Here is an 11,934-nt window from a genome sequence, read left to right on the forward strand (position 1 = left end):
GGTATGGAAGGGTGGTTGAAAAAGTGGATAGTGGTCTTTGTGATCATTTTTGTTTGGGACGGCGGTCAGGAAAACAGCCAGAACTTATTGACCTGGCAGGTTTTTTTGCCTAGTTTTGGGAGATTGTTGAATTGAGATATGAGTCAGTGGAAAAGTGATCATTCAGACTCATATACAAATGTTAAAGGCCTTGGCTGTGGTATTCATCGGTTGGGTGTTTTGGCGCGGTTTGGGTGGGTGCCTGCAGGCAGAAAACAGCCCTCAGTTTGGCAACGGTTTTGGCCGGTATTTTGGTGTTCAGGTCGCGGGGCAATCCGGCGCATTCGTCGGGCACTTTCCGCGTATTCGGTGTTCTGGTTCCTGGCGCAATGGGTCAAGCTGGCACACAGTATCGGGAGTGGGCATTCAGCACTGGGTGCCAATACAAAACAACGGGTAACCGGCCCTTAACCAGTCGGTCAACCGGACGCCAAAAGCGTACCGCTTTTGGTTCCCTTCGCTGCGCTACGGCGCCGGTTACCATCAGCGTTAAATGGTGAATCAGTTGCGTACCAGAGCAGAACTTGTCGAGGCGCTAATTGGAAATAGAGAGGATATTGGCGCTCTTTTAAGTGAGCTTCGGACGCATGGTTGGGACTCGGAAGATGAACTAGTTACTTTGAGGCCAGGGCACGTTATCTCGGTTCTTCAGGCATTTGAGCCAGGCTGCCTGAGCTCGACTCAAATAAGAGGGTGGGCGAACGCTATAGAGCAGAGGGAAGACATCGGCATGCTTGCCAGTCACGAAGAAGTTCTGGACGAAATGGTTTTTTGGTTAGCAAACCCCGAAATAAACTATCCCATTGATTCAGAATTGGTGGCTCGTGTAATCAATAACCTGGAGCGGAACCTTGTCGAGTGACCATTTAACAAATAGTTCCAGTTCGTTCCGGGCCCGAAGGGCCCTACACCGGACAGCCTTGTCGCCGCTGCGCTCTGCCAAGGCTGCCGCTGAACAACGGCGTTAGTGATCGGGGTTTTACAGGAGCTCTGGATGAGCCGCTATGTTCTGTCAAAAAAGGCAACCAAAAAGACTTCGAACTCACTGAAGCCTCTTTTTTCATTTGTTTTTATAGGGTTGATACTGTTTCTGATGTTTATCAGAGCTGGCTCAGAAGATTTTGGTGAATATTCCGACTGGCAGACGATTGTTGTAAACGGAAAGAGCAGGTCGCCGCAAGGCTCTTTTAGCATCGAAACTGCTGGTACCGAATACCCTATCGCTCTTCCCAATTCAAATGCGAGAACGTTTTGGTACCGGGTGGATTATTTTGATGAAGTTCAGGTACGTTTAACAGAGGGCAGGAGAATAGCCGCGCTCAGGTTCAGAGAAGAAGAAATATATGGTATCGATGAGTTTGAGGAAGCTGCGGAGCGGACATATTCAACCTTGACCGACAAGATGATTCAGATCTCGGTTATTTACTCAATAATAATGATTTTTTTGATAGTTAAAGAGCGCAGTTAGGTGTTTATAGCGTTTAAGCTGCCGGAACAATTGGTGCCATGCGTAAGGCCTACTTACAGCCTACCACTAACCAGTGCAGGCACGGCGACGCCTACTACATTGCGCCTTCGGCTCCATTCCGCAGGCGCACATGCTGCAAGCGTTAAAAATGCAAGGAGGCAGTGTTTGTGAAGGATTGGTTCAATGAAACTTTGGTGATTTTAGCCTACTCGAAGCGAACCCAGTGGGCGATTGTCCTCGGAGTGGTCGGATTTTTTGGCATCCAAGTGTGGGGCAACTATAACGTCTCAAATTTCGAGCTTTCTGGTCCTGTTAGCTCTATCACCGAAGTGATTAAGCATAAGTTTTTAAGGCAGTATGACAAAGTCGCTTTGGGTTGCCTGCTGTCTTTCTGGGGTACCGCGATTACTCTTTACAAGAAAGATAGAAAACGGTTCTACAGGTCGTACTAATTTTTAACAAGACGCAGCAGTTCGCGGCCGATGGCCGCCGGACGCCCTTTACGTGGCTCCTTCGTCGCCACTCCAAGGTCGCCGCTGTGCTTCGGCGTTAGAAGGAACTCATGAATTTAAGCGTGGTAGCAATTGTCATATCGGCTCTAAGTCTGTTTGTGTCAATTTGGGCACTTTTGCGGGATAGGAGTCGCCTGAAGATCTATTCAAGTTTTTATCCCGGGCATGAAGACTACGGCCCTCCTGGGATCAAGTTCAAAGCGGTGAATAAAGGTCGTAGACCCATATATATCCGCTCAATAGGTGGCGATCTAGAGGAAAATGGCTGGCAAGCGCAGCACATCGGAGAAGGTGAGTTTGGCAAGAAGCTTGAGGAGAACCAGTACATAGAAGAGTATTGGGACAAAAATGATCTAGTTGCTGAGGCGCCAGACTTTACAGATCGCTTTGTTTCGATCTGGCTTGAGGATTCCCTGGGCCGCAGGCATAAAGTGCCAAGGTCCAAGAGATACATAAGGCGGCTAAAGTCTTCTAACAATTAGCTGCAGTTCGTTCCGGCCCTGGCGGGCCTCCACCGGACGGCCTTTTCTCCGCTCCGCTACGCAAAGGCCGCCGCTGAGCATGGCGTTACAAAGCAAGGGAGAGTGCGTAGTAATGATCGCCAGGGAATGGAAATGCCGAGTGCCTGAAACCCACAGTGAAGGGTTCACGGGCTATCTTTACGAAACCGGCATTAAGGATTCGTCCGCAACACCGGGCTTTCTCGGTGCTCAGATTTTCCGCCGTTCTCTGACGGCCAAAATTGAACTCACCCTCATCACGTACTGGGACAACCTGGAGTCGATCAAGGCGTTTGCTGGCAACGATATTTCGCAGGCGCGTTTGTACCCGGAAGATGAGGTTTATCAGCTTGAGCCTGACCTTTCGGTGCAGCACTATGAAGTCATCGAACATCAGTTTTCGGCAGAGCAGCGGGGGTAAACGGGTGCACTTGCTTTGTAACCAGTCGTTCAAGTTCGTTCCCGGCCTGACGGCCGTCCACCGGACGCCCTTTTCTCCGCTTCGCTCCCAAAAGGTCGCCGCTTAACATTGGCGTTAAAAGCCCTGGGTGTCGGAGTAAAAGGTATGAAGGAAGAACACGCCCTGGAGCAGGAAGCTAGCTCTATCCAGAACCTTTTGGAAGGGAAAGTCGTCTCGCGCGTTTTGCGTCCGAGGCCCAGTGAAACTTGCATAGAGTTTTCTGACGGGACTCGCCTTTTCATCGAGGGGCCACCAAGTGACTCATTGAGCTTTTCTGTCACGGGCGGCCAGTATGAAGAGTAAGCCCGGAGCTATAGGAGCTTCTAACAATCCGCATCAGTACGCGGCCGATGGCCGCCGGACGTCTCTGACGGGCCGCCGCTGTGCTCCGCGTTAAAGGCCTGGCTGTTGTGTTCTTGGGTATGGTGTTTGGGGCCGGTTCGGGTGTTTGGCCGCGCACGTAAAACAGCCTCCAGTTTGGCATCGGTTTTGGTGGCTAATCTGGTGTTCAGGTCGTGGGGCAATCCGGCGCATTCGCTGTCGACACCTGCCCATTCAGTGCTCTGGTTCCTGGCGCCATGGGTCGAGCTGGTACAAAGTACCGGGAGTGGGCATTCGACATTGGGTGCCAATACAAAACAACGGGTAAACGGCCCTTAACCAGGCGGTCAACCGGACGCCATAACCCTTGCGGGTTCTGGTTCCCTCCGCTTCGCTCCGGCGCCCGTTACCGCTAGCGTTATGTTCAATGAGGCCATCGTAGGTGAGATTGATTGGAAGCAAGATGGAGGAGGACTTTCGTGAGAAGCTGGTGTATTCAAATGCAGCTCTTCAGAACCCTGATTCCCGTCTTCACCAGGTACTAGAAAGCCATGGCTACAGCACTTCTCGTGCTTATGTGCTTCATTGGACGCCGGAACAACTTGAAGACATCTATATTGTCCTGATTGATGCGTCTGTATTGGTAAGCGTTGAAATCGAAAAATTCGAGGGAGCTTGTTTGCCAGAAGTCGACGAAATGGAGTTAGAGGGTTACGTCCGAGGGTTAAGCAGAATGAATCAGGTGCGCCTTGCGGTTGCGCAGGACCTAGCATTGGGAAAACATAACCAGGCCAGTCACGGCGACGTCTACTTCATTGCGGCTTCGCCTCCATTTCGTAGCCGCGCGTGCTGAGTGGCGTTATGCACCATTCGGAAAACAGCATGAAATTACCAATTGAGTATCGCTGGCTTAAAGCTCACAAATTTAATGGGCTTCTTCCTTGGTGGTTCATAGAGAACCCTGGGCAAGAAGGACTGCGATTAGAGTATCAAAAGGAAACAGGCGAAGACTTCTATCCCTTTGCTAGGCGCCAAGACTGTGATGACGTAGCTGGATTCAAGGTTGTTGATGGTGAGATTCTCAGTATCGTCGTTAGCGTTCATTTAACTTGGGCCGGTAAACGGGAATTAGAAGGCTTTCCAGCAAGAGCTGAATACACAAATATATTCCATTGGCTTTCGGAGGAAGTTGTTCCTGAAACAGCAGAATGGGTGACTGAAGAAGATCTTGCAGATTTGGAAGAGGAAAATGCATAACAAGGTTGTCAACCTGATGCAGTTTGCTACGCTCCGTTTTGCGGTGGCTTCGCCACTTTACCGCAAAACTCCACTCCACAAACCGCACAGGTTACAACGGCGTTAGCTGGTAGTGCCTCGTTCCTTTTGGGTGGCTTGGTGCCACCGCCCTTGGCCGAAAGCGGGTAGCATAACCGGCAAGGTTCGTGGTTTTGCCAAGGCCGGTCCTTAGAGTCCGCGTCCAGGTTGGTTGCTGAATCGGTCGCAGGTGTTGGTTTAGAAATCGGTGCTCGTCTTGTGGGGCTGTCCACCGGAAATACGGTCCGGATCTGCTAATCTTGAGTTCAGGTTCGTTCAACGCATCACTGGCGGTGGTTTTAATCACAGTGCATCGGCAGGTTTCGGTGCAAAGGAAACGGAGCAAGCCGTCGTGTTGGTTGCCAGGGAGCAGGTTTCATCGCAATCCCATCACTCTCAGCTAACCAAGCCAGTCACGGCGACGGTTACTGCATTGCGGCTTCGCCTCCATTCCGCAACCGCGCGTGCTGAGCGGCGTTAAGCCTCATCTGGAGACCTTGTGCCAAAGTATAGAAGCATCTTTGACGCTCCCCGGTAACCCCCCCCGAAAATCAGCCCTTTTTGCATGGTCTGGTGCTTTTTTTGTTTTGATTGAAGCTCGTCATAGTGGCTCGATTCCTTACAGCTCTGAATCCAATGCCCGAACCCGCTTGCCCTCAAGCGCGTTAAAGCGATCTTCGATTAGCGTATCCACCGCGCTTTCACGGTCGGCACGACTGAGGCCGGACTCGCGAATGGCATCCCGTTCCCGGGCGTACTCAGAAAGTCGTTGATCCCATTTCTCCCGTTTGCGATCCAACGCCGCCAGGTTGGCGGCCGATGTGTGGCCTAATGTTTCGGCTCTTACTTTATAAATCTCTTCCTCTCCCGCACCAGTCCTCCGCATGCTTTCAGTGGTTACGTAGAGTTCCGCATCACGAGTCACGCGCTGGCGCACGGCACGGATTTCTTCCGGGAGTGTTTGATCAAGCGACGCTATCGCTTGCTGCCTCTGTTGGTCGTTGAGAGAAGGGTTTTGTTCGATCGTTAAACGTTGCAGCATGTACTCGTCCTGCACGTTGTCTAGCTGAAAAAAAGCTTCGCCTTCCGCTTGGGAGAACAGTTCCTGACGCAGGGCCGCCATTTGTTGAAAACGTTCGCGTAAGTTTGAGACGGGAGCCATGCCGTTTGATGTGGCCGGTGTGGAGCTGCCTTCGATGTCTCCGAGTGCTATTCGATAATCCACATAGCGGCGTAATAGATCCTGTGCCTGAGCCAGGGCCTGACCTTCCAGGCGGTCACCCAGTGACTGTCGAATTCTCGACAACAACAGATCGAGTGGTTCCTCTCCTAGCGCGGACAAATAGAAATCAAACAGGATAAGCAAGTCATGCTCCGGCACTAAGTTTCCCTGCTCATCTGTTGTAAGTACCACACTGGGTTCAGCACCCTGTAGAGAGGCCGGTAGCGGACCCAGTTCCGAACGTTGAGTCAGAGCGCTGGCATGAACCTGGTCGTTGTTGGTGTCCAACTTGGAACCTGTCGTAAAAGCTGTCGGATTCGATACAGTTGCCACTTCGGAGGTGGCTGCGGTGTGCTGGTCTGGTTGAGTCAGAGGTTGCACGCCCACAATAACGGCAAATACCGCAGCGACGGCGGCGCAACACATAAGACGACGGTGAGACACTGACATACGTTTTCCTTGGATAGGCACTGGCGACAACATCTTCGCGATGGAAGACTCCCGTTCCGCCACCAGGCAAAACGGGAGGTTTTGATCAGAGGCCTGCGTTTTTCAGGCGATTGGCGTGATTCTGGAACAGGGTTACTGGCTTGGTTTCGAACAGCGACACCAGTCCCAATACATGGTTGTTCACGTCGATGTGGTTCATCCGGTAATCGTCTTTCAGAACCTGGCCGAAGTGGCTCGAGCATTGTCCGGTGACACCGTCGGTAGGCCCATCGAAAGCAGAAGCGGTAACCGCAAAAAGGGCATCCGAGATATCAAAACCTGACGTCACAGTCGCAGTGCCGCTCCAGGAATACAGCCTGATAGTGTGACCGTCCACGTTGGCCTTGGCTTGCCCTTGACCACAGTCGGTGGTTGGCACGCCCACTGGAAAGCGTTTGTTGAACGCAGCGGCACCGGCTTTATTGAACTCCGCCAGCATGGCGTTGATATCGGCCTCATCCTGCTTGTTGTCGGACATTAGATTGACGAGATCACCCAGTGCATTGGAGAACACTTCAAAAGTCACTCCTTGCAGCGTGCCGGGCTCCGCGATGCCCGTTGCCACATCGGCGAGTGGCGAACCCTTGTGCGGGGTATGCATTGTGGTGACAGAAGCCACCAGGTCCGGGCGCACATTCATGACATAACGTGCCGTCATTCCCCCCTGGCTGTGCCCCATCAGGTTGAACTTCTGAATCTTGCCATCCGATGTGGCCTGGATGTTTTCCAGCTGTTCTATCAGCCTTTCACCTCGCCTGGCGGAGCTGTCATAGGAATTTATTTTTGGTATGAAGACAGTGGCCCCTTGAGACTCCAGGGCGGCAGGGATTTTGTACCAGTAATCGACGCCAGCAATGGTGTCGAACGCCAAGATCCCGGGGACCAGCACAATGGGGTGCTTGGTTTGAGATTCATTCTTCTTCCAGAAATCGAGCAAGCCGGCCTGGGCGGGTAGAGCGGTGCCAAGCATTAGCGTAGCGACTGCTGATATGAGCAATTTCTTCATGGGGTTTTCCTTGCCTTTGAAATCATTGTTGTTTTGGATACAACGCAAAACATAGGTACCTGCATCACGTTTATGGGGTTGTTTGGGCTCTGCAGGCGCCTAAAAGTTACACAGTGTCATACTCGGGTTACTTGAAAGATCTGATGGCGGAGGGCGTTAGTAGGCGGGTATGAGTCTGTGGTCACGAAAGCGAAATACCGATAGGACCTTTCGTCGTGCATGTTCTATGATTCCCTGGTGGGCTCACTGAGGCTTTTCGAAAAACAACAGAATGCGAGTGCAACAATCGACGGACAGGCCTGTCCAGCTTTGCAGTTCTGCCTGAAGGACATAGATCGATTGTGCCGGTGCTCAGTCAGAAGGGTGTTCTTATGGATGCGCCGTTGTCAGGGAGTTTGCTGTACCTCTGGGATCGAAGAACGTTTTTTCTCGGGGTTTTGCCGGAGCCACGCCAGGTTTCCCAGGCTGCTCCGATGTTGGCGGTAAGTCTCGATCGGCCTATGCGGGTGCAGGCTGAGAATTGTGGCGTGGATATCGTTTGTCACAGTGTGCTCTTCAGGTCGGGACAACAGGTATGCACTGATTCGGCCAATGGGGTTGTCGCTTTGTGCTATCTGGATCCTTTTGGGCAGGACTATGCCAACCTGGCAGCGGTGATGACGGAGGTTCAGGATGGTATGTATGTTTGCCTTCAGGAGGAGCAGTCCTTTCAGGGAGCTTTTGCCGATGTGCTTCGAGAGACCCCGACACCTGAAGCACTCTACGCCCTGTTGGACCAGCTCTTTCCCCAGGATACGGCCAACCAATCGCCCGTGGATCCGAGAGTGGAACAGGTGGTGCGACGGATCAAGTCGTCGGTAGCGGACAACTTGTCTTTGACGGAGTTGGCAGGTGAGGTCGACCTGTCGGTACCCCGACTGGTGGAACTGTTCAAGAAGCACCTGGGGGTGCCGATTCGTCGCTACCGTCAATGGCACAGGCTGTATGTAACTGCGGTGGGTGTGGCCCAGGGTAACTCGCTGACGGAAGCCTCTATCGCGGCAGGATTTACCGATTCATCCCACTTTTCCAATACCTTTCGCACCATGCTCGGGATGAAGCCATCAACGGTACTGTCACACCGACATCGCGGCTGTATTTTTGCGCCTGCCCAGCCAATGGGGCATCGGCATGAGCAATACCGTGCTGGTGGATGAGCGGGAGACCCAGCCCTTGACCCATACAACATCGGAAAGTGAAACGAAGATTGCTTTGGGTAGCCTTAGTGTTGGTCGGTATCTTGGTCATAGCATCACATGAAAGTGGGGTTGAGTATTGGTTGTGTTCTGGCAGTCCTTATCCTGGCACTAATCCTCTGGCTGGTGAGCCTGCCATTTACCTATGCCGAGATGGACTTGAATAAGAATGGGTGGCTTGGAGTTTCTGAGATTATGTACTTTTTTGACCATGGTACCCGGACCGTAAGCATTGAGGGCGGGACCTGCACAGAGTACTACGCTCTCAAAGACGGTCTTCCGCTCAAAGTGGTCTGCAGCGATTAGCAGTTTTAACAATCACAGGCACGGCGACGGCTACTGCATTGCGGCTTCGCCTCCATTCCGTAGCCGCGTGCTGATGGCGTTAGGAGATTATTGTGATTCAGCAAAGTCCAGGGGACATCCTGGAAATCGGATTCGAGGGTAAATGGTATTACTTGGTCGTCGTCACAAAAATCGTCATGTTTGGTGGCAATATCGTTTATGCGTTCCACGGAGATGGAAGTAGGGTTGAGCATTTCGAGCCAAGCCCCAAGAAAGCCGGATTCAACATCTGCACTGACTTGCTGCTTCCCAAGAAAGAGGGTGAAGTGAGGAGAATTGGAAAGGTTGAAGATCCAAATGAGTACTTGGTGGTAAATCTCACGAAAGGGTGCCACGAACACCGTCCGGGAATGAAGGCTCGAGAGTGGTGGCTGTACACCATTGATCCTCCGCGGGCGTTCGTTAAGCGAGTATCACGTTTGTCTCGGACTGAAGAGCTTGCGATGGATTCGGGCATGTCATCTTTTGATTTGGCAGCAAATAAGATAATAGCTGGGTATTCTCCGGACAAAAATCCGTTCATTGAGCGCCGAAGGTTATTGGGCTTATTTTCCTAACCATTGCAGACACGGCGACACCCATTACATTGCGCCTTCGACGTAAGCGTCCGGTGATCCCATCTTGAGCACGGCGCTGCCAACGTCAGGATAGTGTCCACTTATTTTCTAGTGGACACTTAACATGAACGAATTAAGCGTAACCAAGCCCTACCAACGCCGTCGCCGGTTTTCCCGCGAATTCAAAGCCGAGATTGTCGCCAAATGCCTGGAACCCGGGGCCTCCGTTTCCCGGATTTCACTGGATAACGGTCTCAACGCCAACATGGTCCGGCGCTGGATGAGTGAAGCGCAGCGAGCGGATAAAACACCAGCAACACCGGGATTTGTTCCGGTTAATCTGCCTGCTGCAACCTCTGCACCGGGCAACCAATCGGTCTCGGATAAGCGTAGCACCATCCGCATCGAGATTCCCCGCGCCGGTGGTGCGGTGGTGGTGGAGTGGCCTGCGGAGCAGGCCCACCAGTGTGCCGCCCTGTTGCGGGATCTGCTGGGATGATCCGCATTGACGAGATCTGGCTGGCCACTGAGCCGCTGGACATGCGAGCCGGGCCAGACAAAGCGCTGGCTCGGGTTATTCAGGTCTTCGGTTCTGCCAGGCCGCATTGCGCCTACCTGTTTGCCAACAAACGGGGCAACCGGATGAAGGTCTTGATCCACGATGGCCTGGGCATCTGGCTCTGTGCTCGCCGGCTGAATCGGGGCAAGTTCCACTGGGGCGAAGCCTGGCGCGGTGACCAACTGCGCCTGACTGAGGAACAGTTATCCGCTCTGGTTCAGGGCCTGCCCTGGCAACGCCTTGGCGCTGAAGGCGTGATCTCCATTCTGTAACCATAAGCTGAGTGATATCGCCATAGCCAGAACCGCGAATCGCTTGCGGCACATGGACTTGGCATACTGACGGGCATGACTCAGCGCCCCGATCTCGACCAACTCTCTGCCGATCAGCTCCGTGCTCTTGCCACGGAACTGTTCGATCGTGTCGAGAACAAGGAGCGGGCCCTGGTGCACCGTGATGCGGTCATCGAGAAGCTGACTCACGAAGTGGCCATCCTCAAGCGCCATAAGTATGCCCGGCGCAGCGAGCAACTGGACGCCGTCCAGGGACGACTGCTGGATGAACTGATCGACAGCGACCTGGCGGCTATCGAAGTCGAGCTGGAACAGGCGATGACCGAGGAGCAGAAAGCTGCCCGGCCAAAGCAAAAGCCCAAGCGCACCCCGCTGCCGCCGGAACTGCCCCGCACCCTGATCCACCACGAGCCCGAAAACACTCAGTGCCGCTGCGGCTGCCAGCTCAAGCGCATCGGCGAAGACGTCAGCGAAAAGCTGGACTACGTTCCGGGCGAGTTCACGGTGGAACGCCACATCCGGGGCAAGTGGGTCTGTGACAGTTGCGAGACCCTGGTCCAGGCACCGGTGCCACCGCAGGTGATCGACAAGGGCATTCCCACCGCTGGTCTGCTGGCTCAGGTCCTGGTGGCCAAGTACGCCGATCATCTACCGCTGTACCGTCAGGAACGCATCTTCGGTCGCGCCGGCCTCGAAATTCCGCGCTCCACCCTGGCCGAATGGGTCGGTGCCTGCGGTGTGCAGTTACAGCCCCTGGTGGATGCGCTGAGAAACACCCTGCTGGACCACAGCGTTCTGCATGCCGATGAAACCCCGGTCAGCATGCTGGCCCCGGGCAAGAAGAAAACCCACAAGGCCTACGTCTGGGCTTACTGCACCACACCGTTCTCGGACCTGAAAGCCACCGTTTATGACTTCGCGCCCAGCCGTGCAGGCGAACACGCCCGCACCTTCCTGGGTGACTGGCAGGGCAAGCTGGTCTGTGATGATTACGCTGGTTACAAGGCCGGGTTCGGCAACGGCATCATCGAGATCGGTTGCATGGCCCACGCCCGGCGCAAGTTCTACGATCTGCACGAAGCCAACAAGAGCGAGCTAGCCGCTAAGGCGCTGGAGTACATCGGAAGGCTCTACGAAATCGAGCGGGACACCAAAGACCTGCCACCGGACAAGCGGCAGGAAATCCGGGAAACAAAAGCCAAGCCGATTGCTGATGCGCTGCATCAGTGGATGCTGGCGCATCGCCAGAAAGTGCCGGATGGTTCCGGCACGGCCAAAGCGTTGGATTACAGCCTCAAACGCTGGGCAGCGCTGACGCGCTACCTGGACGATGGTGCTGTGCCCATCGACAACAACTGGGTGGAAAACCAGATCCGGCCCTGGGCGCTGGGCCGCTCCAACTGGTTGTTCGCGGGATCACTGCGCAGTGGTCAGCGTGCGGCTGCCATCATGACTCTGATCCAGTCGGCGAAGCTGAACGGACATGATCCGTATGCCTATCTGAAGGATGTGCTGACCCGTCTCCCGATGCAGAAGAACAACGCCATCGATGAGCTATTGCCTCACAACTGGAAGCCGGCTATTACTGACAAGGTGTGATGGCCGGACGCTTAC

At 53.8% G+C, this 11,934-nt stretch carries 13 protein-coding genes; 11 read left to right on the forward strand and 2 right to left on the reverse strand.

Features of this window, described 5'->3' with window-relative positions; translation table 11 throughout:
- Window positions 1-1,033 precede the first annotated feature (1,033 nt).
- The 6 genes from ACJO3M_RS16050 (at window position 1,034) to ACJO3M_RS16075 (ending at window position 4,557) form a co-directional block, all read left to right on the forward strand.
- The gene (locus tag ACJO3M_RS16050; RefSeq protein ID WP_407002400.1) at window positions 1,034-1,507 is read left to right on the forward strand and encodes a hypothetical protein; all 474 of its coding nucleotides are present in this window, start codon (window positions 1,034-1,036) and stop codon (window positions 1,505-1,507) included.
- A gap of 167 nt (window positions 1,508-1,674) precedes the next feature.
- A complete protein-coding gene (locus ACJO3M_RS16055; RefSeq protein WP_407002401.1) occupies window positions 1,675-1,959 on the forward strand; it encodes a hypothetical protein in 285 nt (94 codons plus the stop codon).
- 110 nt (window positions 1,960-2,069) lie between these two features.
- Window positions 2,070-2,501: a hypothetical protein gene (locus ACJO3M_RS16060; RefSeq protein ID WP_407002402.1), complete on the forward strand. Its 432-nt coding sequence runs from the start codon at window positions 2,070-2,072 to the stop codon at window positions 2,499-2,501.
- Between the two features lie 112 nt (window positions 2,502-2,613).
- Window positions 2,614-2,940: an antibiotic biosynthesis monooxygenase family protein gene (locus ACJO3M_RS16065; RefSeq protein WP_407002403.1), complete on the forward strand. Its 327-nt coding sequence runs from the start codon at window positions 2,614-2,616 to the stop codon at window positions 2,938-2,940.
- Window positions 2,941-3,763: 823 nt separating this feature from the next.
- A complete protein-coding gene (locus tag ACJO3M_RS16070) occupies window positions 3,764-4,153 on the forward strand; it encodes a hypothetical protein (protein ID WP_407002404.1) in 390 nt (129 codons plus the stop codon).
- A 29-nt stretch (window positions 4,154-4,182) separates the two neighbouring features.
- Window positions 4,183-4,557 carry a hypothetical protein gene (locus tag ACJO3M_RS16075; RefSeq protein ID WP_407002405.1) on the forward strand — a complete coding sequence of 125 codons (375 nt, stop codon included), beginning with the start codon at window positions 4,183-4,185 and terminating at the stop codon, window positions 4,555-4,557.
- Window positions 4,558-5,233: 676 nt separating this feature from the next.
- Here the strand turns inward: ACJO3M_RS16075 and ACJO3M_RS16080 are convergent.
- Together ACJO3M_RS16080 and ACJO3M_RS16085 are read right to left on the reverse strand one after the other, a co-directional pair.
- Window positions 5,234-6,286 (reverse strand): lipase secretion chaperone, encoded by a 1,053-nt coding sequence (locus ACJO3M_RS16080; RefSeq protein WP_407002406.1) that lies wholly within the window; start codon window positions 6,284-6,286, stop codon window positions 5,234-5,236.
- Between the two features lie 85 nt (window positions 6,287-6,371).
- Window positions 6,372-7,331, reverse strand: coding sequence for an esterase/lipase family protein (locus tag ACJO3M_RS16085; protein WP_407002407.1), 960 nt, complete (start codon window positions 7,329-7,331; stop codon window positions 6,372-6,374).
- Window positions 7,332-7,804: 473 nt separating this feature from the next.
- Here ACJO3M_RS16085 and ACJO3M_RS16090 point away from each other — a divergent pair, with 473 nt between their 5' ends.
- The 5 genes from ACJO3M_RS16090 to tnpC all read left to right on the forward strand — a co-directional run bounded on the left by ACJO3M_RS16090 (window position 7,805) and on the right by tnpC (window position 11,919).
- A complete protein-coding gene (locus ACJO3M_RS16090; protein ID WP_407002409.1) occupies window positions 7,805-8,527 on the forward strand; it encodes a helix-turn-helix domain-containing protein in 723 nt (240 codons plus the stop codon).
- 437 nt (window positions 8,528-8,964) lie between these two features.
- Window positions 8,965-9,468 (forward strand): hypothetical protein, encoded by a 504-nt coding sequence (locus ACJO3M_RS16095; protein ID WP_407002410.1) that lies wholly within the window; start codon window positions 8,965-8,967, stop codon window positions 9,466-9,468.
- 124 nt (window positions 9,469-9,592) lie between these two features.
- Window positions 9,593-9,967 (forward strand): IS66-like element accessory protein TnpA, encoded by a 375-nt coding sequence (gene tnpA / locus ACJO3M_RS16100; RefSeq protein ID WP_406999688.1) that lies wholly within the window; start codon window positions 9,593-9,595, stop codon window positions 9,965-9,967.
- Entirely contained in the window at window positions 9,964-10,299 is a 336-nt protein-coding gene (tnpB, locus tag ACJO3M_RS16105; protein ID WP_406999690.1) for an IS66 family insertion sequence element accessory protein TnpB, read from the forward strand. Before tnpA ends, tnpB begins: the two co-directional genes overlap by 4 nt.
- A 75-nt stretch (window positions 10,300-10,374) precedes the next feature.
- Window positions 10,375-11,919: an IS66 family transposase gene (gene tnpC / locus ACJO3M_RS16110; RefSeq protein WP_406999692.1), complete on the forward strand. Its 1,545-nt coding sequence runs from the start codon at window positions 10,375-10,377 to the stop codon at window positions 11,917-11,919.
- Window positions 11,920-11,934: the final 15 nt, after the last annotated feature.

Origin of the sequence: Marinobacter alkalisoli (assembly GCF_045449795.1) — a bacterium.
Classification (GTDB): domain Bacteria; phylum Pseudomonadota; class Gammaproteobacteria; order Pseudomonadales; family Oleiphilaceae; genus Marinobacter.

What these genes read in the sequence shown, in the direction of transcription:
- ACJO3M_RS16090 (WP_407002409.1), top strand. Translation starts at nt 7,805, where the DNA reads ATGTTGGCGGTAAGTCTCGATCGGCCTATGCGGGTGCAGGCTGAGAAT.
- ACJO3M_RS16060 (WP_407002402.1), top strand. Translation starts at nt 2,070, where the DNA reads ATGAATTTAAGCGTGGTAGCAATTGTCATATCGGCTCTAAGTCTGTTT.
- ACJO3M_RS16085 (WP_407002407.1), bottom strand. Translation starts at nt 7,331, where the DNA reads ATGAAGAAATTGCTCATATCAGCAGTCGCTACGCTAATGCTTGGCACC.
- ACJO3M_RS16070 (WP_407002404.1), top strand. Translation starts at nt 3,764, where the DNA reads ATGGAGGAGGACTTTCGTGAGAAGCTGGTGTATTCAAATGCAGCTCTT.
- tnpB (WP_406999690.1), top strand. Translation starts at nt 9,964, where the DNA reads ATGATCCGCATTGACGAGATCTGGCTGGCCACTGAGCCGCTGGACATG.
- tnpC (WP_406999692.1), top strand. Translation starts at nt 10,375, where the DNA reads ATGACTCAGCGCCCCGATCTCGACCAACTCTCTGCCGATCAGCTCCGT.
- ACJO3M_RS16080 (WP_407002406.1), bottom strand. Translation starts at nt 6,286, where the DNA reads ATGTCAGTGTCTCACCGTCGTCTTATGTGTTGCGCCGCCGTCGCTGCG.
- tnpA (WP_406999688.1), top strand. Translation starts at nt 9,593, where the DNA reads ATGAACGAATTAAGCGTAACCAAGCCCTACCAACGCCGTCGCCGGTTT.
- ACJO3M_RS16050 (WP_407002400.1), top strand. Translation starts at nt 1,034, where the DNA reads ATGAGCCGCTATGTTCTGTCAAAAAAGGCAACCAAAAAGACTTCGAAC.
- ACJO3M_RS16065 (WP_407002403.1), top strand. Translation starts at nt 2,614, where the DNA reads ATGATCGCCAGGGAATGGAAATGCCGAGTGCCTGAAACCCACAGTGAA.
- ACJO3M_RS16075 (WP_407002405.1), top strand. Translation starts at nt 4,183, where the DNA reads ATGAAATTACCAATTGAGTATCGCTGGCTTAAAGCTCACAAATTTAAT.